Here is a 19,470-nt window from a genome sequence, read left to right on the forward strand (position 1 = left end):
TAGTTTTTACCATAATTTAGATTAAAAATTCATGAATACAATTCTTAGCTTTATGAAAAGAAATTATAAAATCATACTTGTTGTTGTATGCCTTTCGTTAACATTGTTTGCTTTTAAATATAATGCATCAAAAGAGAACGATCCAGAAAAAGATAAATTACTCCTAGAGTTGTTGACTTTTGTAATCCAGAAAGGACATTACAATCCTGCCGATATTAACGATACTTTTTCAAAAGGAATCTATAAAGATTACATTGAGGCTTTAGATCCATCTAAACGTTTTTTCCTGCAATCCGATATCGATGAATTTTCGAAATTTGAGTTGTTGTTAGACGATCAGTTGTTGAATAAAGACTTGTCTTTTTTTAATCTTACCTATGATCGTTTGATGAAAAGAATGGAAGAGAGTAAAAAGATTTACAAGGATGTCTTGAGTGAGCCTTTTGATTATTCTGTCGATGAAAGCTTTAATATAGATTATGAAAAGGCTCCCTATGCTAAGAGTGCAAGTGAATTAAAGGATAAATGGCGTAAGCAAATTAAATTATCAACTCTTTCTTCTCTAGTAGATCGTTTGGCTTTACAAGAAAACAAGACTAAAGGGGCAAAACTTGATGCTGTATTACTGAAAAAAGAGGAAAGATTAAAAGAAGAACCGACTAAAGAAGCAGCAAAAGACAGCACGGTAACTCCAGATAAACCAAAGACTTTTGAAGAACTAGAAAAAGAAACCAGAAGAAATTCTGGAAAATCATTAGATGAATATTTTGGTTTTGTAAACGACTTGGATCGAAATGATTGGTTCTCCGTCTATATAAATTCTATTACGGCTCGTTTTGATCCGCACACGAATTATTTTGCTCCGGAGGAAAAAGAACGTTTTGATGTAAGTATAAGTGGAAAATTAGAAGGTATTGGTGCTCGTCTACAAAAGAAAAATGATTTAACTGAGATTTCGGAACTTATTTCTGGTGGTCCCGCATGGAGGGGGAAACAACTGGAAGCGGGAGATTTAATAATGAAAGTAGGGCAAGGCTCTGGAGTTTCAGTTGATGTTGTTGGGATGCGGCTTGATGATGTGGTAAAGAAAATTAAAGGACCAAAAGGTTCGGAAGTTCGGCTTACAGTTAAAAAAGTAGACGGAACAATCAAGATTATTTCTATTATCAGAGATATTGTTGAAATTGAGGAAACGTACGCCAAGTCAAGTATCGTAAATAAAAACGGCATGAAATATGGAATAATTTATTTGCCCAAATTCTATATTGATTTTGAAAATAAAGACGGGAGAGATGCTGGTAAAGATGTTGCTATTGAAGTTGAGCGACTGAAACAATCCGGTGTTGATGGAATTGTTCTTGATGTTCGCGATGACGGCGGCGGATCATTATCCACGGTTGTAGATATTGCTGGCTTATTTATTGAGCAGGGTCCCATTGTTCAAATTAAATCAGCAGGGAGAAAAAAAGAAGTGTTGTACGATCGAGATAAAAAAATAGAATGGGATGGCCCTTTAGTAATTATGGTGAATAGTTTTTCTGCCTCAGCTTCTGAGATCTTAGCAGCTGCAATTCAAGATTACAAAAGAGGAATTATAATTGGGAGCAAACAAACGTACGGTAAAGGAACCGTTCAAAATGTGATTGACCTGAACCAGTTTGTTCGCAGTAGTTCCGTTGGGGATTTAGGTGCTATTAAGACCACCACACAAAAATTTTATAGAATCAACGGTGGTTCTACTCAACTGGATGGAGTACGAAGTGATATCGTTATGCCGGATCGTTATGCCTACTTGAAAATGGGAGAGCGCGATATGGATAATGCAATGCCTTGGGACAAAATTGATCGGGCAGACTACAGTGTTTGGACTAATAATGACAACTTTAATCAGGCGATAACAAATAGCAAAAGCCGAATTAGTAAAAATGCACAGTTTCAATTAATTGAAGAGAATGCGAAGTGGATTGATAGTCGAAGTGAGGAGAATGTGTATAGTTTGAATATTGATACATTTAAAATCGCACAATCTGAAATTGAAGAAAAAGCTAAAAAATACAAACCAATTGTAGATTACAAAAATCTACTTACGTTTACTTCACTGCCTTATGAAGCAGATGAAATTAATAAAGACGCCTCTTTAAAAGAAAAAAGAGAAAGATGGCATGAAGCTTTATCAAAAGATATTTATGTTGAGGAAGCACTGAATGTATTAGAAGATTTGCAATCAAAAGCAATTTCTAAAAAAAGTATTCCCGTTAAAATTAAAAAAGATAAATTAGCGAAATCTTAGGTAGTTTTTCAGCAAGTTTCAGTCAGTAATAATAGAAAAACCCTGTACATTCTTCAGAACGTGCAGGGTTTTTCTATTTGTGTAATTGTTTTTTTGAGTTTTGTAACTCATTGAAGGAGACTAGATAAGTAAATCAATGCTGTTTATCTATCAATTTAGTGTGCTAAAATGTTACTGAAAAAGACCGGATTTATTGCAAATTACCATCTGAATTTCGGTATCATCGTATAACTTTAGGATTCAATTCAATGTAACAATAAGATAAATATATTTATTGTTTAAGTCTTTGATTCAAAAACAAAGAGTAATAATCCATAGTGAGGTTCATGGATTACTTTTGTCTTAAATTTGCCAAATTACCATTCATTTACTTTATTGGCATCCATTTTTATAAATATAAAAAGCAATATTGTAAATCCCCAAAGACCGGAACCTCCGTAGGAAAAGAAAGGTAAGGGTACGCCAATGGTGGGGAAAATACCGGCTACCATGGCTATGTTTACAAAGAAATGAGTGAAAAGAATGCCTGCAACGCAATGGCCATATACTCTGCTAAACTTTGTTTTTTGTCTTTCCGCAAGGTATATTATTCGAAGAAGCAAACAGGCAAAAAGGGCAATTACTGCAAGAGAACCCAAAAATCCCCATTCTTCGCCTACTGTTGTGAAGATGTAATCCGTGTGTTGTTCCGGTACAAAACCACCTTTGGTTTGCGTTCCTTCTAGGAATCCCTTTCCAAACCAGCCTCCAGATCCTATGGCTATTTCGGATTGATTGGTGTTATATCCAATTCCTTTGAGATCAACAGCTTTTCCTAAAAGGATGTTAAAACGATCTCGGTGATGTTGTTTGAACAGGTTGTCAAATACATAGTCTACAGATAGCACAAATCCAGAAATCAGGGCAAAGATAATACTGCTCAAAACAATATTTCGGTCTGCCAGTCTTGATTTGAAATGAACCAATATTATAATTGCTAATCCAATAAGTATTACATATTCTGGTTCTAATAATAAGGTAAACACAAATAAAAGAATTGTAATAAATCCAGTCCAAACATACCAAGCCGGAAGTCCTTCACGATACAAAACAATGATGAATATGCTGTATATCAATGCGCTTCCAGGGTCTGGCTGAGGCAAAATGAGTAGCACAGGTAGGAAGATTATGGCAAGAGCCTGTATTTGTCTATTGACTTCTTTTAAATTAATTTGTGTGTCACTCAAATATTTGGCTAATGCTAATGAAGTGGCTGCTTTTGCAAATTCAGAAGGCTGGATCGTGAAGCTTCCAATAGCATACCAGCAACGTTGACCAGCAATTGTTTTGCCAAATAAAAACAGCCCGGCTAATGTGAGTAGAGATACTCCAAAGATGATACTCGCATATTTCTCATAAAATTTCCCGTCAACCGAGAGTATTATGAATATTAATGGAATGGTCAATACGATGAAGATCAGTTGTTTTTCATAGGTGTCTTGCATCGATGACATCGAGGAGGAATAGATATTTAACCAGCCCAAAATAACTAATACCGCATAGATGATTATGCTTATCCAATCAATATTATTTGTGATACTTTGGTTTTTCATTGCAATTAAATAACTTGTTTTTTTACTTTTGAGGTATCTGTTTTAATCCTTACGGCAGGAATTGTCCTTTTATTTAAAAGCGAGTCACTAATGCGTAATTGTAATTTGATGGCGTCAGAAAGTCCACCTAATTTGGCATATTGACTTTGTAAGCTGGTTGCAAGTATTCTTTTTTCCAGATCTATCCGTGTGATTTTTTGTCGTAGGTATTTTTCAATCATCAAACTGGCAATTGGTCCGGCTATTGTTGATCCAAAGCCCCCATTTTCAACCATGATAGCAATGGCAATTTTAGGATTATCTTTTGGTGCAAAAGCTACAAATATGGAATGATCTTTAAGTTGAATTCTTTTGCCTCCAATTTTAGCAAAATTTTCAGCTGTACCGGTTTTACCACAAATATCTATTCCTTCTACTTTAAGTGCGCTAGCAGTCCCCATGTTGTACACATCAAACAAACCGCTAATTATGGGTTTGAAGTGTTTTTTGTCGATGGTGGTGGTGTGTTTTGTCGTGAATTTTTTATCAATTTTGTGGCCTTCAATTTTTTTGATGATGTGAGGGGTGTAATAATAACCTTCATTTGCAACAGTTGCCATCATGTTAGCAAGTTGTATGGGTGTCATTAGAACTTCGCCCTGTCCTATTGAATTAGAAACGATCGTGGTACTTCTCCAGCCTCCATTTGGATAAATGCGTTTGTATGTTTTGGAATCCGGAACGTTTCCTCTTTTACCTGTTGGTAAGTCATACCCCATAAATTGTCCTAGTCCAAAGCTTTTTATGTGGTTGCTCCAAACATCAACAGCTGTGGCCGGTTTTGTATATTTGTTTATTGTCTTCATATACGCTGTGGCAAAATAGGAATTGCAAGATTCATAAATACCTCTGTGCAGCTGAAGAGATCCTCCTCTGCAATGGCATCTCATAAATCGACCTCTTGCATAACTAAAACCATTATTGCAGGATACGCTTGTATTTTCATCGATTACACCTTCTTGTAGAGCAACTAAGCCAGTTAAAATTTTAAACGGTGATCCTGGCGGGTATTCAGCTAGTAAACCTCTGTCATACAGTGGCTTTGCTATTGAATCATGGTATAATTGAGTGTAGTTTTTAGAGCGTTGTCTTCCTACCAATATTCCTGGATCATAAGAAGGAGCGGTTACCAGTGCTAGTATTTCGCCAGTGCGAGGTTCTATAGCAACAATTCCGCCTCTTTTATTAATCATCAATTCCTCTCCGTATTTTTGAAGTTCGGCGTCAATAGTAAGATTTATATCTTCTCCTTGCACGGCTATAGTGTCGTATTTCCCTTCTTTATACGAGCCAATTTCTCTATTGTATTTGTCTTTTTGGATGTATTTAACCCCTTTTACCCCGCGTAAAAGATCTTCATAGCTTTCTTCAACTCCCTGTCTTCCAATTAAATCACCGCTATTGTAGTATGGATTTTTGGCTACTAGTTTTTCATTTACCTGAGTGATACCCCCAAAAACATTGGCTCCAAAATTTACTTCATAATCACGAAGGGAACGTTTTTGAAAATAGAAACCTTCATATTTTCTTATTTTTTCTTGAAAAGCGGCAAATTCACTTTTATTCAATTGTGATAAAAAAACAGAGGGTAACCGCGGACTATATATTCTAGCTTTTTCAATTCTTTTAATGAAATCTTCTTTTGTAATTTTCAACAATTGACAAAGTTCTAAAGTATCTGTGTTTTTTAATTCCCTAGGAATGACCATAATGTCATAAGATGCTTGGTTTGCAACCAGTAATACACCTTTACGGTCATAGATGTAGCCTCTTTCAGGATATTCATATTTTTTTTTAATTGCGTTATTTTCAGATTTTAACTTTAAGGTGTCATCCACGATTTGCAAATAAAAAATACGCAATACTAGTAAAGAAGTAGCAAGAATGATTAGGGAAGGCAATAGTACTTTTCTCATCTTTTATTAGGCTTGATAAGGTATATTATAATTATGCAAATAAAGAGTGTGAATATGGTACTCAATAAAGTTCGTAATACGACATCTAAAATAAAGCTAAATTGAAAAGCTTCTAGCAAAAACATCGTAAAATGATGAATGGTAACTGATAGTAATAAAAAAGAAAATCTTTCTGGTGTTAATACATCATTCAGTTTTATAGTTTGGTATTCATAACTTAACCCAAAGGAAAACTTAAAAACAGAAGGTCTAAAGTAGGCTAATACTAAGCATGCGGTCGCATGTGTTCCTCCAGAATTACTGAACATATCCATTACAAGTCCAAGTAAAAAACTAGCAATTAGTAGTCCTGATTTATTTCCATTTACGGGATAAAGTATGATAAATAACACGTAAGGAAATGGGCTTATATACCCAAAAAAATTCATGTTATTAAATATAATAATCTGAATTGCTAATAACAAAAGGAATCGGGAAATATTGACTAACAGTGCGCTATTCATCCTTATTTCCTTTTTCTAAATTAATAATTTCTTCACGATCTTTGCGCGTAATAATATAAACGTGACCTAGATTTGTCATATCGTTAAATAATTTAACATTTATGGTGTAATAATTAGTCTGATTGTCTATTTCTATTTTGTCTATAGTTCCTATATTAACGTTTTCCGGAAATATTACTGATTGTCCTCCTGTTACAATGGTGTCTCCTTTTCTAATAGCGGCTAATCTAGGAACATCTATCAATTGTACAAAGCCAGTACTTTTTCCGTTCCATATCAAAGATCCAAAATGATTGGATTTTTTGATTTTAGCATTAATTTGAAATTTCTTATTTAAAATGCTAATCACAGTGGCATAATTAGGTGAGGTATTTTCTATGATTCCTATAATTCCTAAGCTGTTTATAACGCCCATGTCTGGTTTCACACCTTCTAGTTCTCCTGAATTTAAGGTTAAATAATTTTCGTGAGTACTATAAGAATTGTGTATTACCTTAGATACTAATATATCTCCTGATTCGATCCCTTTTAGACTGTCTAGTTTTTTTATTGCAGTGGTATCTTTTTTGTTAAATATAAGACTCTTTAATTTTGCGTTTTCAAGCGCGAGTGCTTCATTTTCAGTTTTTAAATTCAAATATTCATTAAGGTTGTTTACCTTTTCATAGACACCTCCGCTTAGAAAATTTGCAGAACTAATTATTTTACTTCTGTGAAAGGAGTGGGATTGAATGGTAAGGGATAATGAAATACCCAAAAGCAGCAAAAACAGTAACCGATTACTGTTTTTAAAAATAAAATTAAATATTTGCTGCATTTTCTAACGGTATAATATAAATAGCTGTCTGTTTTATTTTGGAATCTAATAGTTGTTGCTGGATGCTATCTCAGTCCTGTAAATTGACAAGAGTAGCTATAACAAATTACTTGATTAAAATACTTTTAAATTTAGCAATGTTTTTTAGTGCCATTCCTGTCCCTCTTACTACAGCTCTTAACGGATCTTCTGCAATGTAAACTGGTAAATCAGTTTTTTGTGAAATTCGCTTGTCAAGACCTCTTAACATGGAGCCTCCACCGGCAAGGTAGATTCCTGTGTTGTATATATCGGCAGCTAGTTCTGGGGGAGTTTGTGATAACGTTTCCATAACGGCATCTTCAATTCTTTGAATTGATTTGTCTAATGCTTTTGCAATTTCTCGGTACGATACTTCTACCTGTTTTGGTTTACCAGTAAGTAAATCTCTACCTTGAACGGACATGTCTTCAGGAGGTGTTTCTAAATCTTCTATTGCTGCGCCAATTTGAATTTTTATTTTTTCAGCTGTACTTTCTCCAACAAAAAGATTGTGTTGGGTACGCATATAATATACGATATCATTTGTGAATACATCACCAGCTATTTTTACTGATTTGTCACAAACAATACCACCTAAGGCGATTACGGCAATTTCAGTTGTTCCACCACCTATATCTACAATCATGTTTCCTTTTGGTTGCATAATATCAATACCAATACCTATTGCTGCTGCCATAGGTTCGTGTATTAGGTATACTTCTTTACCGTTTACTCTTTCACAAGACTCTTTTACGGCTCTCATCTCCACTTCGGTAATGCCAGAGGGAATACAAACGACCATTCTTAACGCAGGAGTAAACATTCTTTTCTTTAGCGCGGGTATGCTTTTGATAAACATACTTATCATTTTTTCTGAAGCATCAAAATCAGCAATTACACCATCTTTCAAAGGGCGTATTGTCTTAATGTTTTCATGTGTTTTACCTTGCATCAAGTTGGCTTCTTTGCCCACAGCAATGATTTTACCAGAAACTCTGTCTCTGGCAACAATTGATGGACTGTCTATTACAACTTTATCATTATGTATGATTAAAGTATTAGCGGTACCAAGGTCTATCGCGATATCCTCAGTCATGAAATCAAAAAATCCCATAAATTTTTTGGGGTTAAAATGTTATAAATTTGAAACGCACAAAGTTAAACAAATTAATGTTTAAAATGACGCGTTCCCGTAAATACCATTGCAAGTTTATTTTCATTGCAATAGTCAATGCTCAAATTGTCTTTGATGGATCCGCCTGGCTGAATTACCGCAGTAATACCTGCTTTTTTAGCTATTTCAACACAGTCTGGAAAAGGGAAAAATGCATCACTTGCCATAGAGGCTCCACGTAGGTCAAATCCAAAATTTTTAGCTTTTTCTATCGCCTGTACTAAGGCATCAACTCTGGATGTTTGTCCTGTACCGGATGCAATAAGTGTTCCGTTTTTAGCAAAAACAATCGTGTTTGATTTGGTGTTTTTACAAATTTTGGAAGCGAAAATTAAATCCTGAATTTCCTGTTCAGTAGGAGCTGTTATGGTAACGGTTTTTAAGGCTTCTTTATTGTCAGTTACCGTATTTCTTTCTTGAATTAAAAGTCCGTTCAAGCAGGTTCGTACCGTTTTTTGGGGTAACGCAACCTCGTTCTGAACTAATAGGATTCGGTTTTTCTTTTCTTGTAAAATAGTCAGGGCCTCAGTATCATATTCGGGGGCAATGACCACCTCACAAAATAATTTGTTTATCTCTGTTGCAGTCGCTGCATCAATTTTAGTATTGGAAATTAAAACACCTCCAAATGCAGATGTCGGGTCACAAGCTAATGCGGCTAAATAGGCCTCAGTAATAGTTGTTCGTGTCGCTAAACCACAAGCGTTGTTGTGTTTTAATATGGCAAATGTAGGGCCGTCATTGTTGAATTCAGCTATCAAATTTACAGCCGCATCTACATCCAACAAATTATTGTATGATAATTCTTTTCCGTGCACTTTGTTGAACATGGCCTCAAAATCTCCAAAGAAAAATCCTTTTTGATGTGGGTTTTCACCGTATCTCAGCACTTGACCGTTAGGAATACTTTCTTTGTAAATGGTTTCGTCAGTATTAAAATAATTGAAAATTGCAGTGTCATAATGAGAAGAAACATGAAATGCTTTTGTTGCCAATAATTTTCGGTCTTCCAGTGTTGTAGCGCCATTTTGATCGATAATTAAATCTAAAAGCAAGCCGTATTGATCTACCGAAGCCACAATTACGGTGTCTTTGAAGTTTTTTGCAGCAGCACGAATTAAAGAAATACCACCAATATCTATTTTTTCAATGATGTCTGTTTCACTTGCTCCGGAAGCAACCGTTTTTTCAAAAGGATATAAGTCAACAATGACTAAATCAATTTGTGGAATGTTGAATTCTAACATCTGTTGTGCATCACTCTCATTATCTTGGCGATTTAGTATTCCACCAAAGACTTTTGGGTGTAATGTTTTTACTCTTCCGCCCAAAATAGAAGGGTAGGAGGTTACATCTTCAACGGGTATTACGGGAATTCCTAAATTTTTTATAAAATCCTCAGTCCCTCCAGTAGAATAAAGTGTAACATTTTGACTGTTTAGTTGTCTTACTATAGGTTCCAATCCTTCTTTTGAAAAGACGGAGATTAATGCAGATTGAATTGTTTTAGTTGTGCTCATTATGTAGTTATAGTTATAAAATGCAAAAATAGTTTTTTAATGTCAAAATTAAGCCATTTGAAATTGAGATAATTGTAATTTTTACGGCTATTGCAACGGGAAACATAAAATAGCGCTTCCACAATGTAACGAAACGATTTTTCATTAGGTTTCTGATTAATATTTATAGAATTTTACTTAACACTAAATAGATTGTATGTTAGTTTACCTTCGATTATTAAAAGAGAGTTTTAGCTTTGCGATGAATGCATTGCGCAACAATAAGTTACGAACGCTGCTTTCTTTGTTAGGCGTTACTATTGGGATTTTTTCGATTATAGCGGTACTCGCTGCTGTAGATTCTTTGGACAGAAAAATCACTAAAGATTTGAGTAGTTTAGATAAAAATACGATTTATTTGATGAAATTTTCTTTCGGACCTTCGGAAATTCCACAATGGAAAAGAGAACAGTTTCCTAATGTGAAGTATGATGAATACACCTATATGAAAGGTGCAATGACTAACACGGATCAAATGGCCTATCAAATATTTATCAGAAGAGAATCTATTAAATTTGATTCAAAAACAGTTAGTGATGTCAATATAGTTCCTGTTTCTCAGGAATTTATAGATATTCAGGGCCTTGAGTTTGAAAGCGGACGATTTTACAATGAATCCGAAGCCAATTCCGGAGCTACAGTTGTTGTTTTGGGAAATGAAATTGCAAAATCACTTTTTGATGATGCAGAACCCATTGGAAAAAACGTGCGGTTGTATGGAAATCGTTTTACGGTCATTGGGGTTTTGAAGAAACAAGGAGCGGGTTTATTTGGGGATAGTAATGACACCTCAGCTTATATTCCAGTCAATTTTGTGCGACAACTATACGGGGATAATAATACTGCTTTGACAAATGTTATTATTTTTAAACCTGAAAATGGAGCTGACATGGCAGCTTATAAAGAAGAAATAGCACAAAAATTAAGAAGCTTTAGGGGAGTGAAAGCAGGTGAAATAGATAATTTTTTCATTAATGTTTTTTCTGGATTTACTGACCTTATTGATGGTATCCTTGGGCAAATGAATCTTGTAGGATGGGTTATCAGCGGCTTTTCTCTGCTTGTAGGTGGTTTTGGAATTGCTAATATTATGTTTGTTTCTGTAAAAGAGCGTACGAATTTGATTGGGATCCAAAAATCATTGGGAGCCAAAAACAAGTTTATATTGTTTCAGTTTTTATTTGAAGCGATAATATTATCAGTTATTGGTGGTTTGATAGGATTGCTCTTAGTTTGGATTATTACTCTTATTGTAACAAAAGCCTTAGACTTCGAGTTTGTCTTAAGTATGGGTAATATTGTCCTAGGAACAGGATTAGCGGCTATAATTGGTCTAATATCCGGAATTCTACCCGCAATTGCAGCTTCTAAATTAGATCCGGTGGAGGCTATTCGTACCGGGATATAAAAAACTCAGGTTTGTGTAATCCTCTTCTGTAAACACTTAATTTTAAATATAATGGCATAACAAAAAACAGCTTCCAATATTTTTTTGGAAGCTGTTTTGTTTGGTATAAAGAGAATGTAGCGCAAATATAAAGTCCCAACTTATCGGGATTTTATTTATCGAATATCATTGTTCTGAATCAAATCAATGTACAAGTTGATCTTGTCTTTCAATTCTTTTCTTGGTGTGATAAAGTCTAAGAAGCCATGTTCGAGTAAAAACTCAGCAGTCTGAAAACCCTCAGGTAAATCTTTACCAGTTGTGTCTCGTACTACCCTTGGTCCTGCAAATCCTATTAACGCGCCTGGTTCAGATATGTTGATGTCCCCTAGCATCGCGTAGGAAGCAGTTGTTCCTCCCGTTGTAGGATCTGTACATAATGAAATGTAAGGAAGTTTTGCTTCGGCAAGTTGTGCTAACTTAACAGATGTTTTGGCTAATTGCATTAATGAATAAGCAGCTTCCATCATTCTGGCTCCACCTGATTTTGAAATCATGAGAAAAGGCAAGTTGTTTTTGATGGCGTGGTCAATTCCTCGTGCGATTTTTTCACCTACAACTGCACCCATAGAACCACCAATGAAGGCAAAATCCATACAGCAAATAACTAAATCTTTACCTTTTGATTTTCCAACTCCTGTGCGTACTGCATCCTTGAGTTTGGTTTTTTCCATTACATCTTTCAAACGATCTGCATATTTCTTGGTATCAACAAAGTGCAAAGGATCTTTAGAAGTCATATTCTTGTCTAATTCAACAAATTCATTGTTGTCAAATAAGATTTGAAAATATTCAGCACTTCCAATTCTGACATGAAAACCATCTTCTGGACTCACAAATAAGTTGCGAGCTAGTTCATCGGCATCAATGATTTTTCCGGTTGGAGATTTGTACCAAAGTCCTTTTGGAATATCCATTTTGTCTTCGGTAGCGGTAGTAATCCCTTTTTCTTTTCTTTTAAACCAAGCCATTTCTTTAGTATTCAGTGTTCAGTAATCAGGTATTCAGTGTTTTGTAATCAGTTTTAGTGTTCCATTATCAGCATTTGAGATCTGAACACTAAAAACGGACCACTATTTTTATAATGTATTCACATTGTTCAAGTCAGCAAATGCTTGCTCAAGTCTTGTGTTGAAAGTAACTTCACTTTCACGCAACCATTTTCTTGGGTCGTAATGTTTTTTGTTTGGAACATCAGCGCCTTCTGGGTTTCCAATTTGAGTTTTCAAATAGTCAATATTTTTAACCATGTAATCACGAATTCCTTCTGTAAATGCAAATTGCAAATCAGTATCGATATTCATTTTTATTACCCCGTAGCTGATCCCTTCTCTTATTTCTTCTAATGTAGAACCAGAACCACCGTGGAAAACGAAATCTACTGGATTAGATCCTGTATTGAATTTATTTTGAACAAAATCCTGAGAATTTTTCAATATTTTTGGAGTCAATTTTACATTTCCGGGTTTGTACACTCCATGTACGTTTCCAAAAGCAGCAGCAATTGTAAATCGTGGGCTTACTTTTGAAAGTTCTTCGTATGCGTAAGCAACTTCTTCTGGTTGTGTATATAATTTTGAACTATCAACATCAGAGTTGTCTACACCATCTTCTTCACCACCTGTGATTCCAAGTTCGATCTCTAATGTCATTCCCATTTTACTCATTCGTTCTAAATAGCCTTTGCAAATTTCGATGTTTTCTTCGATAGGCTCTTCAGATAAATCAATCATGTGAGACGAAAACAATGGTTTTCCGGTTTTAGCAAAATGTGCTTCGGAAGCATCTAATAGGCCGTCTATCCAAGGTAATAATTTTTTCGCACAATGGTCAGTATGTAAAATTACAGTTGCTCCATACGCTTCCGCCATGGTGTGAATGTGTAAAGCTCCTGCAATTCCACCAGCGATAGCTGCTTTTTCACCAACATTCGAAAGTCCTTTACCTGCATTAAATTGTGCTCCTCCATTAGAAAACTGAATGATAACAGGAGCATTAAGTTTTGCTGCAGTTTCAAGGACACCATTGATTGTATTTGATCCAGTAACGTTTACTGCCGGAAGTGCAAATCCTTTTTCTTTTGCGTAATTGAAAATTTCTTGTACTTGATCTCCTGTAGCTACGCCCGGTTTAATAGTATGTGCCATTGTGTTTTTTTTAGTTATTTTTTAGTTTTTAGTTTTGCAAAAATAAGAATTATTTAGCATTAGAACGGGTAATTTATTCCAAAATTTAAAACAGAGTTTCCAAAATTATATTCTTGAAACCATCTTTTACGGGTTTCGTTGGCAGGATTATAGGTTTTAAATCCTAAATCAAAACGAATTACAAAAAAACTCAGGTCATATCGAAGGCCGAATCCCGTGCCTAATGCAATGTCTTTTAAGTCGCTGAAACTGGTAAATGTTGATTTCTCATCCACCACATTATCCAATACGTTCCAAATGTTTCCGGCATCAGCAAAAAGGGCCCCTTTTAAATTGCCTAATATTTTAAATCTAAATTCACCACTAATGGCAATTTTCATGTTGGCTTCATTAAAATCATCTACAGCTCCGCTACTCGCGGGGCCTAAGCTGTATGGTTGCCAGGCTCGGTTGTCATTTGAGCCCCCAGAAAAATAACTCCTAGAAAAAGGAATGTAATTTGAATTACCAAATGGGACTGCAATACCAAAAAAGGATCGAAAGGCAAAGATCTTTTCTTTAGATAAATCCCAATGTTTGATGTATTCAAATTCTGTTTTTAGGTATTCAGAGTATTCTAAATTAAATATCTCATAATTACCGGTGACATTTTCTTTTTGATTTGTCGTTTTTGCAAAAGCTGACAATAGTGTTCCCGCTGATTCTATTTTTGTTCTAAAGAGATAAAAATCATTGTCTAATAAGTCTTTCTTTGTTGTTTTTGAAAACGTAAAACTTGTAGCGAGTATAAAATCGTTTTCCGTAAGTCGGAGTCTTCTTTCCTCAATGCTTTTTACACTTTCTATATCAGCATTTTCTAATGGTTTTAAGAAACTCGCATTTCCTGATAAGACATCACGGGTAAATCCAGTTGTGCCTCTTTCAATGACTAAATCCCTATCGATATCATTGTTATAGTAGTTAGGGTTGGTGTTGTATTGCTTCCCTATGGCATTCAATGCTCTGTAAGAAGAGTTGTAAACAAAGAAATAATTATTGGGATTTAGATTGCGAACAAACTGGGTGTTGAACAGGTCAAATCGGGCAGTATGGTTTCTTTTTGGAGTCCAATTGTACGATAGTGCTCCTGTGAAATTTTCTTTGTCTAACCCCAGATTTCTTTGTTTTGCGAAACCGACTGTGATTAGTGTGGAGGGAATCATGCTTTTTGGAATGATTTTTTCAGTGCTAAAGGGAATGAAAATTCTAGGAATATTTAATTTTAAATCCAACCCGTACTCGGATACATTAAAAAAATTATTATTTGGATTGGCAAGATCTTGTGAGGAACCTATATTGCCACGGGCTGCAATTTCCAGTGTTTCAGCACCATTAAAAACATTTCTGATTGTTTCTGAAACACTCAATCCGATACCAAAATCCTGAATGTTAGAATGGGTAACATCTAGTGTAGTCCCAAAACTATATTTTTTTCGGGGAGTCAGGTATACTTTAGCGATCAGCGATTGTGCTGTACTGTCTCTTTTGTCAACTTCATATTGTATAGAGGGGTAGTTGAATACTTTGAGGTTGTTTAGGTAGCGTGTGGTCAAGACTGTTTTGTAATCAGCATATAAACCTCCCTTCGTAATGAATATGGCGTTCGTGATGGCGCGAGGCTTGTATTTTAATTTTTGATGGCTGTATAAATTGAAGTTTTTGTAGGTTGTACTATCTGTAATAGTCCGGTTGTTATTCTCTGAGGAATAGTCCGTATAAATATTTACATCACTTATTTTATAAATTTTAAAAGGCACCGTTTTGCTAGAATCCTGATCTTGGTACGAATAATTATTAATGACCAGGTTTATATTTGCTTGATTTACTTTGTTAATCGTGTCAATATCAAAAGTAACGTAGTTGGACTGAAAATAATAGGCTCCGTTATTTCTAAAATGAGTGGTAATTCGGTTTTTTTCATTCTCAAAATCTTCTGTTTTGTACTGATTGCCTGATTTTAGAAAGGTATTGGATTTATTGGTTTGGTATAAAGAGTCTAATGTTGGAGTTAAAATAGTGGTTTTTAAAGTATCTAGGAAAAAGGCATTTCCGGGCGTTATGGCGTATTTTATTTTAGCTTTTTTAAGGCTCAGGGTGTCTATGTTGTAATTTGCATTTACATTAAAATAGCCATTGTTGAAATAGTAATATTTCAATCGCAATACTGATTTGTCAGCTCTTTCTTTGTCGATAATTACAGGAGGCTCTCCTGTTTTTTTTAAAAAATTATGGATGCCATAATATAAAAAAGACTTTCCTAGTCTGTTGACTTGTTTTTCAGACAGCCATTTGGATTGTCTTTTGTATTTTTCGGGGTTGTTAGCAAACTTAGCCTGATAGGTTGAATCTGGATTTAGATTGGCAAGATTGTAAAGGTTCAAGCGCAAACGATAGCCCAGCAAGGTACTGTTTGGTTTTTGATACAACTGATTAAAAATAGCTTCCTCCTTAATGGATTTGCCATTGGCCTCAATTTCATTTTTTGTAAGCAGTAATTTCCCGTCAGGAACTCTTTTTACAGCGTCACAAGCGCAAATTAGTATTGCAATTACAATAAATGCAGTTATTTTTGTAGAAATTTTTTTCAAGTGTTCTAAAATATTTAATTCAAAAGTACATTATTTTATGGTTAGTAAAAACCAAATAAAACTTATAACGAGTTTGCAGCAAAAAAAATATAGGATAGCTAATAAATTATTTTTTGCCGAGGGTGTCAAAGGAATTCAGGAACTATTGGATTCTAATTTTGAATTGGAACATTTGTTTACCACCCAAAATGATTTTGATTCGGTAAGCCAAGAAAAAAAAACCATTATTTCAGAAAACGATTTAAAAAAAGTTACCGCATTAGCTACTCCGAATACGTGTTTAGCCGTTTTTAAGATGCCAGTAGAAAAATCAATTACTGAAACCGGTTTGATTTTAGCGCTTGATTCTATTCGGGATCCTGGAAATTTAGGGACTATATTGCGTTTGTGTGACTGGTTTGGGATACAACAAGTCTTGTGTTCAAAGCAAACGGTGGATCTGTATAATCCAAAAGTGGTTCAGGCAACAATGGGCTCCATTGCTAGGGTGAATGTAAATTATGTTGATTTGAATGTTTTTTTATCGCAGACAAAATTTCCAATTTTTGGAACCTTCATGGATGGAGAAAATATTTATAAAGCAACTCTTCCTCAACAGGGAATTATTATCATGGGGAATGAAGCTAATGGAATTTCTCCAGCTCTTGAAAAAGGGGTCCACAACCGACTCACAATTCCTCGTTTTGGGAATCTTCAAAAAACGGAAAGTCTAAATGTAGCTGCAGCAACAGCAATTGTCTTAAGTGAGTTTTGTAGAGGCTGATAGCAACGCGCAGTCATAGTTTACGGGAGAACTTAAAACGGCCAAACTACTTTTTAATGGAAAGTAAAATTAATTAAAATGGCTCTGGTCTTTAAGGCTTCAATGTTTCCTGTCCAAGGACTGCTGGGGTCATTGTCTCTAATTAGTTCGTCATTAAGTCCAAAAACACCTCTTATGGAAGGCGAAAATATAAAATATTCTGAAAAAAGGTCAATTCCAAAACCCAATTCATAATTAGTAGTCCATGATTTAACCCGAAATCGTTGCTGCAAATTATCATCCATCAACTTAGAGTTGCTGGATAAGTTTAAAGTAGCGGATAATCCTCCCACTAAATAGGGGCGAATATTGCCCGTTCTTAGGGAGGAAAATTTCAACAATAAAGGAAAATGAATGTACGTGCTGTTCACTTCTCTAAGCGCATCGCCGCTGTTTGAAAAATTAGGGTAATACAAGTCTCTTTTTGTGTAATACAATCCAGGTTCAAATCGCAAGTTAATGTATTCCTGTAATTTTACATCACCAACAATTCCCACATTGAAACCGGTTGTTTTTTTGACCAGTATATCAGGACCTTTTGTTTTATAATCAATTTTAAAATCATAGGAATTGAATCCTAAGTAAAAGCCATAATAAACTTTCTTTTTTTGAAAATTTTCCAAATTAACAATGGGATCTCTGCTGAAAATAGTTCGAGACTTTTGGGCATATCCGTTTAGAATAAAAGCAAAAAAGAGTAAGGCAATTATTTTTTTCATGTTATTTTTTAGAAGCTGAGTAAATGGTGGCCACACCAAAGGTTTGCGGCAATGCTACAACATCTATAAACCCAATTTCTCTTAAAATATTGTTTAACGCCTCACCATAAGGAAAAGCGGCAGCTGATTCAGATAAATAACCGTAGGCAACGTTATCCTTAGAGAATAATTTACCTATCAAAGGCAGGATGTTTTGACTGTAAAAAGTATAGCCTTGTTTGTAAGGCGTTTGGTCTGGCACTGACGTTTCTAAAATTACAAATACACCATTTGGTTTTAAAACTCTTAAAATTTCAGCTAATCCTTTTTCCAGCGTTTCAAAATTTCGAACACCAAAAGCAACGGTAATCGCATCAAAATAATTGTCTTCAAAAGGCATGTTTTCTGAGTCGCCCAAAATCATTTCAATAGTAGCAGTAAGGTTTTTGGCAGCAATTTTTTGGACGCCAACTTTTAGCATTCCGGCAGATATGTCTAAGCCAATGATTTTTTCAGCATTGGTTTGTGCCATTAAAATCGCTAAATCTCCGGTGCCCGTAGCAATATCCAGAATTATTTTTGGATTGGATTTAGCAACCATCTGCAAAACTTTTTTACGCCATTTTATATCAATTCCAAAAGAAATGACACGATTCAATTTGTCATAGTTGCCTGAAATGGTGTCAAACATTTGAGCAACCTGTTCTTTTTTACCTAAGGCAGAACCTTTATAAGGAGTTATCTTTTCTGACATTTTTTTTTATGCAAATATAATACAAACGGGATGAACTAAAAACGAGTTCTTTAAATTAGAAGTAAGTTTTGTTTTATGTGCCGGAATGATTTTTTGCAAACTAAATAAGACTAAGTTCATTAAAATAAGACCCCTTTTTTTATTTGAAATATCACTAAAAGTGGGTATTGTATCTCCCATTTTTATTGCACAAATTTGTTACTCAAGAAAGAACCATATTAAATGATTAAAAAAGAGTCAGTGAACCTAATCAAATGGATATTTTTAGCGCTATTTATCTCATTTGTTCTTGTTAGCTGTTTTGAAAATGCTGTTTTACAAGGCAGTATTGTAGTTAAAGCGCAACATACGTTCTTAGGATTAAATTTGTTTTTGGAAATTTTAATTTTTTTCGTCTTTAGTACCTTCGTGGTATTTGGTATTAAAGGCTTTTTTGAGATGTATTCTCAAAAAACATCAAACATTATAATCTTCGTTTCTGGAGTGTTACTAGTGTTTGTAATTTTTATATTAGTTTATCAAATACTGTTTCAAGACTAGGTCATTGCTCTTAATCAATGGTTAAAAAAAAACATCCCTAAATTGGGATGTTTTTTAATTTTATATTCTGACGAATGTTTCGTAAGTGTAATCAAATTTGTGGTTTTGATCTTTTGCATTAAACTCGGTTGCATCAATCTTCCATTTCTTTTTATCGATCTCAGGAAAATAAGCATCAACATCAAAACTCTCGTGGACTCTGGTAATTTCTAATTTATCGGCGTAAGGCATTCCTAAAGCGTAAATTTCACCACCGCCTATAATAAAGGAGTCCTTTTCTTTTGGACAAGATTCAAGAGCTTGTTCCATACTTGCAACTATTATACATCCATCAGCTTTATAGTTTTGCTGTCTCGTGATAATAATATGTGTTCTATTGGGTAACGGTTTTTCTAAGCTTTCAAACGTCTTTCGCCCCATGATGATATGATGCCCCGAAGTTAGCATCTTGAATCTTTTAAAATCATTTGGTAAATGCCACACTATCTTATTATCTTTTCCTAATGCGTTATTCTCAGCTGCCGCTGCAATCATTATAATCATA

General features: G+C 34.7%; 15 protein-coding genes. 3 read left to right on the plus strand and 12 right to left on the minus strand.

Annotated features, from left to right (window positions below):
* The first annotated feature begins 31 nt into the window (after positions 1–31).
* Positions 32–2,290: a carboxy terminal-processing peptidase gene (locus tag EKM00_RS10420; RefSeq protein ID WP_126516123.1), complete on the plus strand. Its 2,259-nt coding sequence runs from the start codon at positions 32–34 to the stop codon at positions 2,288–2,290.
* A 356-nt stretch (positions 2,291–2,646) separates the two neighbouring features.
* Here EKM00_RS10420 and rodA read toward each other — a convergent pair whose 3' ends face one another.
* From rodA to purH, 6 genes are all read right to left on the minus strand, one after another.
* Positions 2,647–3,882, minus strand: coding sequence for a rod shape-determining protein RodA (gene rodA, locus EKM00_RS10425; RefSeq protein ID WP_126516124.1), 1,236 nt, complete (start codon positions 3,880–3,882; stop codon positions 2,647–2,649).
* A gap of 5 nt (positions 3,883–3,887) precedes the next feature.
* Positions 3,888–5,837 carry a penicillin-binding protein 2 gene (mrdA, locus tag EKM00_RS10430; RefSeq protein ID WP_126516125.1) on the minus strand — a complete coding sequence of 650 codons (1,950 nt, stop codon included), beginning with the start codon at positions 5,835–5,837 and terminating at the stop codon, positions 3,888–3,890.
* Positions 5,834–6,340: a rod shape-determining protein MreD gene (locus EKM00_RS10435; RefSeq protein WP_126452935.1), complete on the minus strand. Its 507-nt coding sequence runs from the start codon at positions 6,338–6,340 to the stop codon at positions 5,834–5,836. Before EKM00_RS10435 ends, mrdA begins: the two co-directional genes overlap by 4 nt.
* Positions 6,333–7,157, minus strand: a complete 825-nt coding sequence (mreC, locus tag EKM00_RS10440; protein WP_126516126.1) for a rod shape-determining protein MreC — start codon at positions 7,155–7,157, stop codon at positions 6,333–6,335. Before mreC ends, EKM00_RS10435 begins: the two co-directional genes overlap by 8 nt.
* 106 nt (positions 7,158–7,263) lie before the next feature.
* On the minus strand, positions 7,264–8,292 hold the full coding sequence (locus tag EKM00_RS10445; RefSeq protein ID WP_126452939.1) for a rod shape-determining protein: 1,029 nt from the start codon (positions 8,290–8,292) through the stop codon (positions 7,264–7,266).
* A gap of 53 nt (positions 8,293–8,345) precedes the next feature.
* Positions 8,346–9,872: a bifunctional phosphoribosylaminoimidazolecarboxamide formyltransferase/IMP cyclohydrolase gene (gene purH, locus EKM00_RS10450; RefSeq protein ID WP_126516127.1), complete on the minus strand. Its 1,527-nt coding sequence runs from the start codon at positions 9,870–9,872 to the stop codon at positions 8,346–8,348.
* 196 nt (positions 9,873–10,068) lie between these two features.
* On the opposite strand from purH, the gene EKM00_RS10455 reads away from it, so the two are divergent.
* Complete coding sequence (locus EKM00_RS10455) at positions 10,069–11,319, plus strand: ABC transporter permease (RefSeq protein WP_126452943.1); 1,251 nt, start codon at positions 10,069–10,071, stop codon at positions 11,317–11,319.
* Positions 11,320–11,474: 155 nt separating this feature from the next.
* Here the strand turns inward: EKM00_RS10455 and accD are convergent, their stop codons facing one another.
* The 3 genes from accD to tamL all read right to left on the minus strand — a co-directional run bounded on the left by accD (position 11,475) and on the right by tamL (position 16,132).
* The gene (accD, locus tag EKM00_RS10460; RefSeq protein ID WP_126516128.1) at positions 11,475–12,329 is read right to left on the minus strand and encodes an acetyl-CoA carboxylase, carboxyltransferase subunit beta; all 855 of its coding nucleotides are present in this window, start codon (positions 12,327–12,329) and stop codon (positions 11,475–11,477) included.
* A gap of 108 nt (positions 12,330–12,437) precedes the next feature.
* On the minus strand, positions 12,438–13,505 hold the full coding sequence (fbaA, locus tag EKM00_RS10465) for a class II fructose-bisphosphate aldolase (protein ID WP_126516129.1): 1,068 nt from the start codon (positions 13,503–13,505) through the stop codon (positions 12,438–12,440).
* A 59-nt stretch (positions 13,506–13,564) separates the two neighbouring features.
* Positions 13,565–16,132 (minus strand): translocation and assembly module lipoprotein TamL, encoded by a 2,568-nt coding sequence (tamL, locus tag EKM00_RS10470; protein WP_126516130.1) that lies wholly within the window; start codon positions 16,130–16,132, stop codon positions 13,565–13,567.
* A gap of 37 nt (positions 16,133–16,169) precedes the next feature.
* Between tamL and EKM00_RS10475 the strand changes: the two genes are divergently transcribed.
* The gene (locus EKM00_RS10475) at positions 16,170–16,895 is read left to right on the plus strand and encodes a TrmH family RNA methyltransferase (protein ID WP_126516131.1); all 726 of its coding nucleotides are present in this window, start codon (positions 16,170–16,172) and stop codon (positions 16,893–16,895) included.
* Between the two features lie 53 nt (positions 16,896–16,948).
* Here the strand turns inward: EKM00_RS10475 and porT are convergent, their stop codons facing one another.
* The 3 genes from porT to EKM00_RS10495 form a co-directional block, all read right to left on the minus strand.
* Positions 16,949–17,653 (minus strand): type IX secretion/gliding motility protein PorT/SprT, encoded by a 705-nt coding sequence (porT, locus tag EKM00_RS10480; protein WP_199734643.1) that lies wholly within the window; start codon positions 17,651–17,653, stop codon positions 16,949–16,951.
* Between the two features lies 1 nt (position 17,654).
* Positions 17,655–18,386 (minus strand): bifunctional demethylmenaquinone methyltransferase/2-methoxy-6-polyprenyl-1,4-benzoquinol methylase UbiE, encoded by a 732-nt coding sequence (gene ubiE / locus EKM00_RS10485; RefSeq protein WP_126516132.1) that lies wholly within the window; start codon positions 18,384–18,386, stop codon positions 17,655–17,657.
* A gap of 600 nt (positions 18,387–18,986) precedes the next feature.
* The gene (locus EKM00_RS10495) at positions 18,987–19,469 is read right to left on the minus strand and encodes a dihydrofolate reductase (protein WP_126452958.1); all 483 of its coding nucleotides are present in this window, start codon (positions 19,467–19,469) and stop codon (positions 18,987–18,989) included.
* Position 19,470 lies beyond the last annotated feature (1 nt).

This window comes from Flavobacterium sp. RSP15, assembly GCF_003968755.1.
GTDB lineage: Bacteria > Bacteroidota > Bacteroidia > Flavobacteriales > Flavobacteriaceae > Flavobacterium.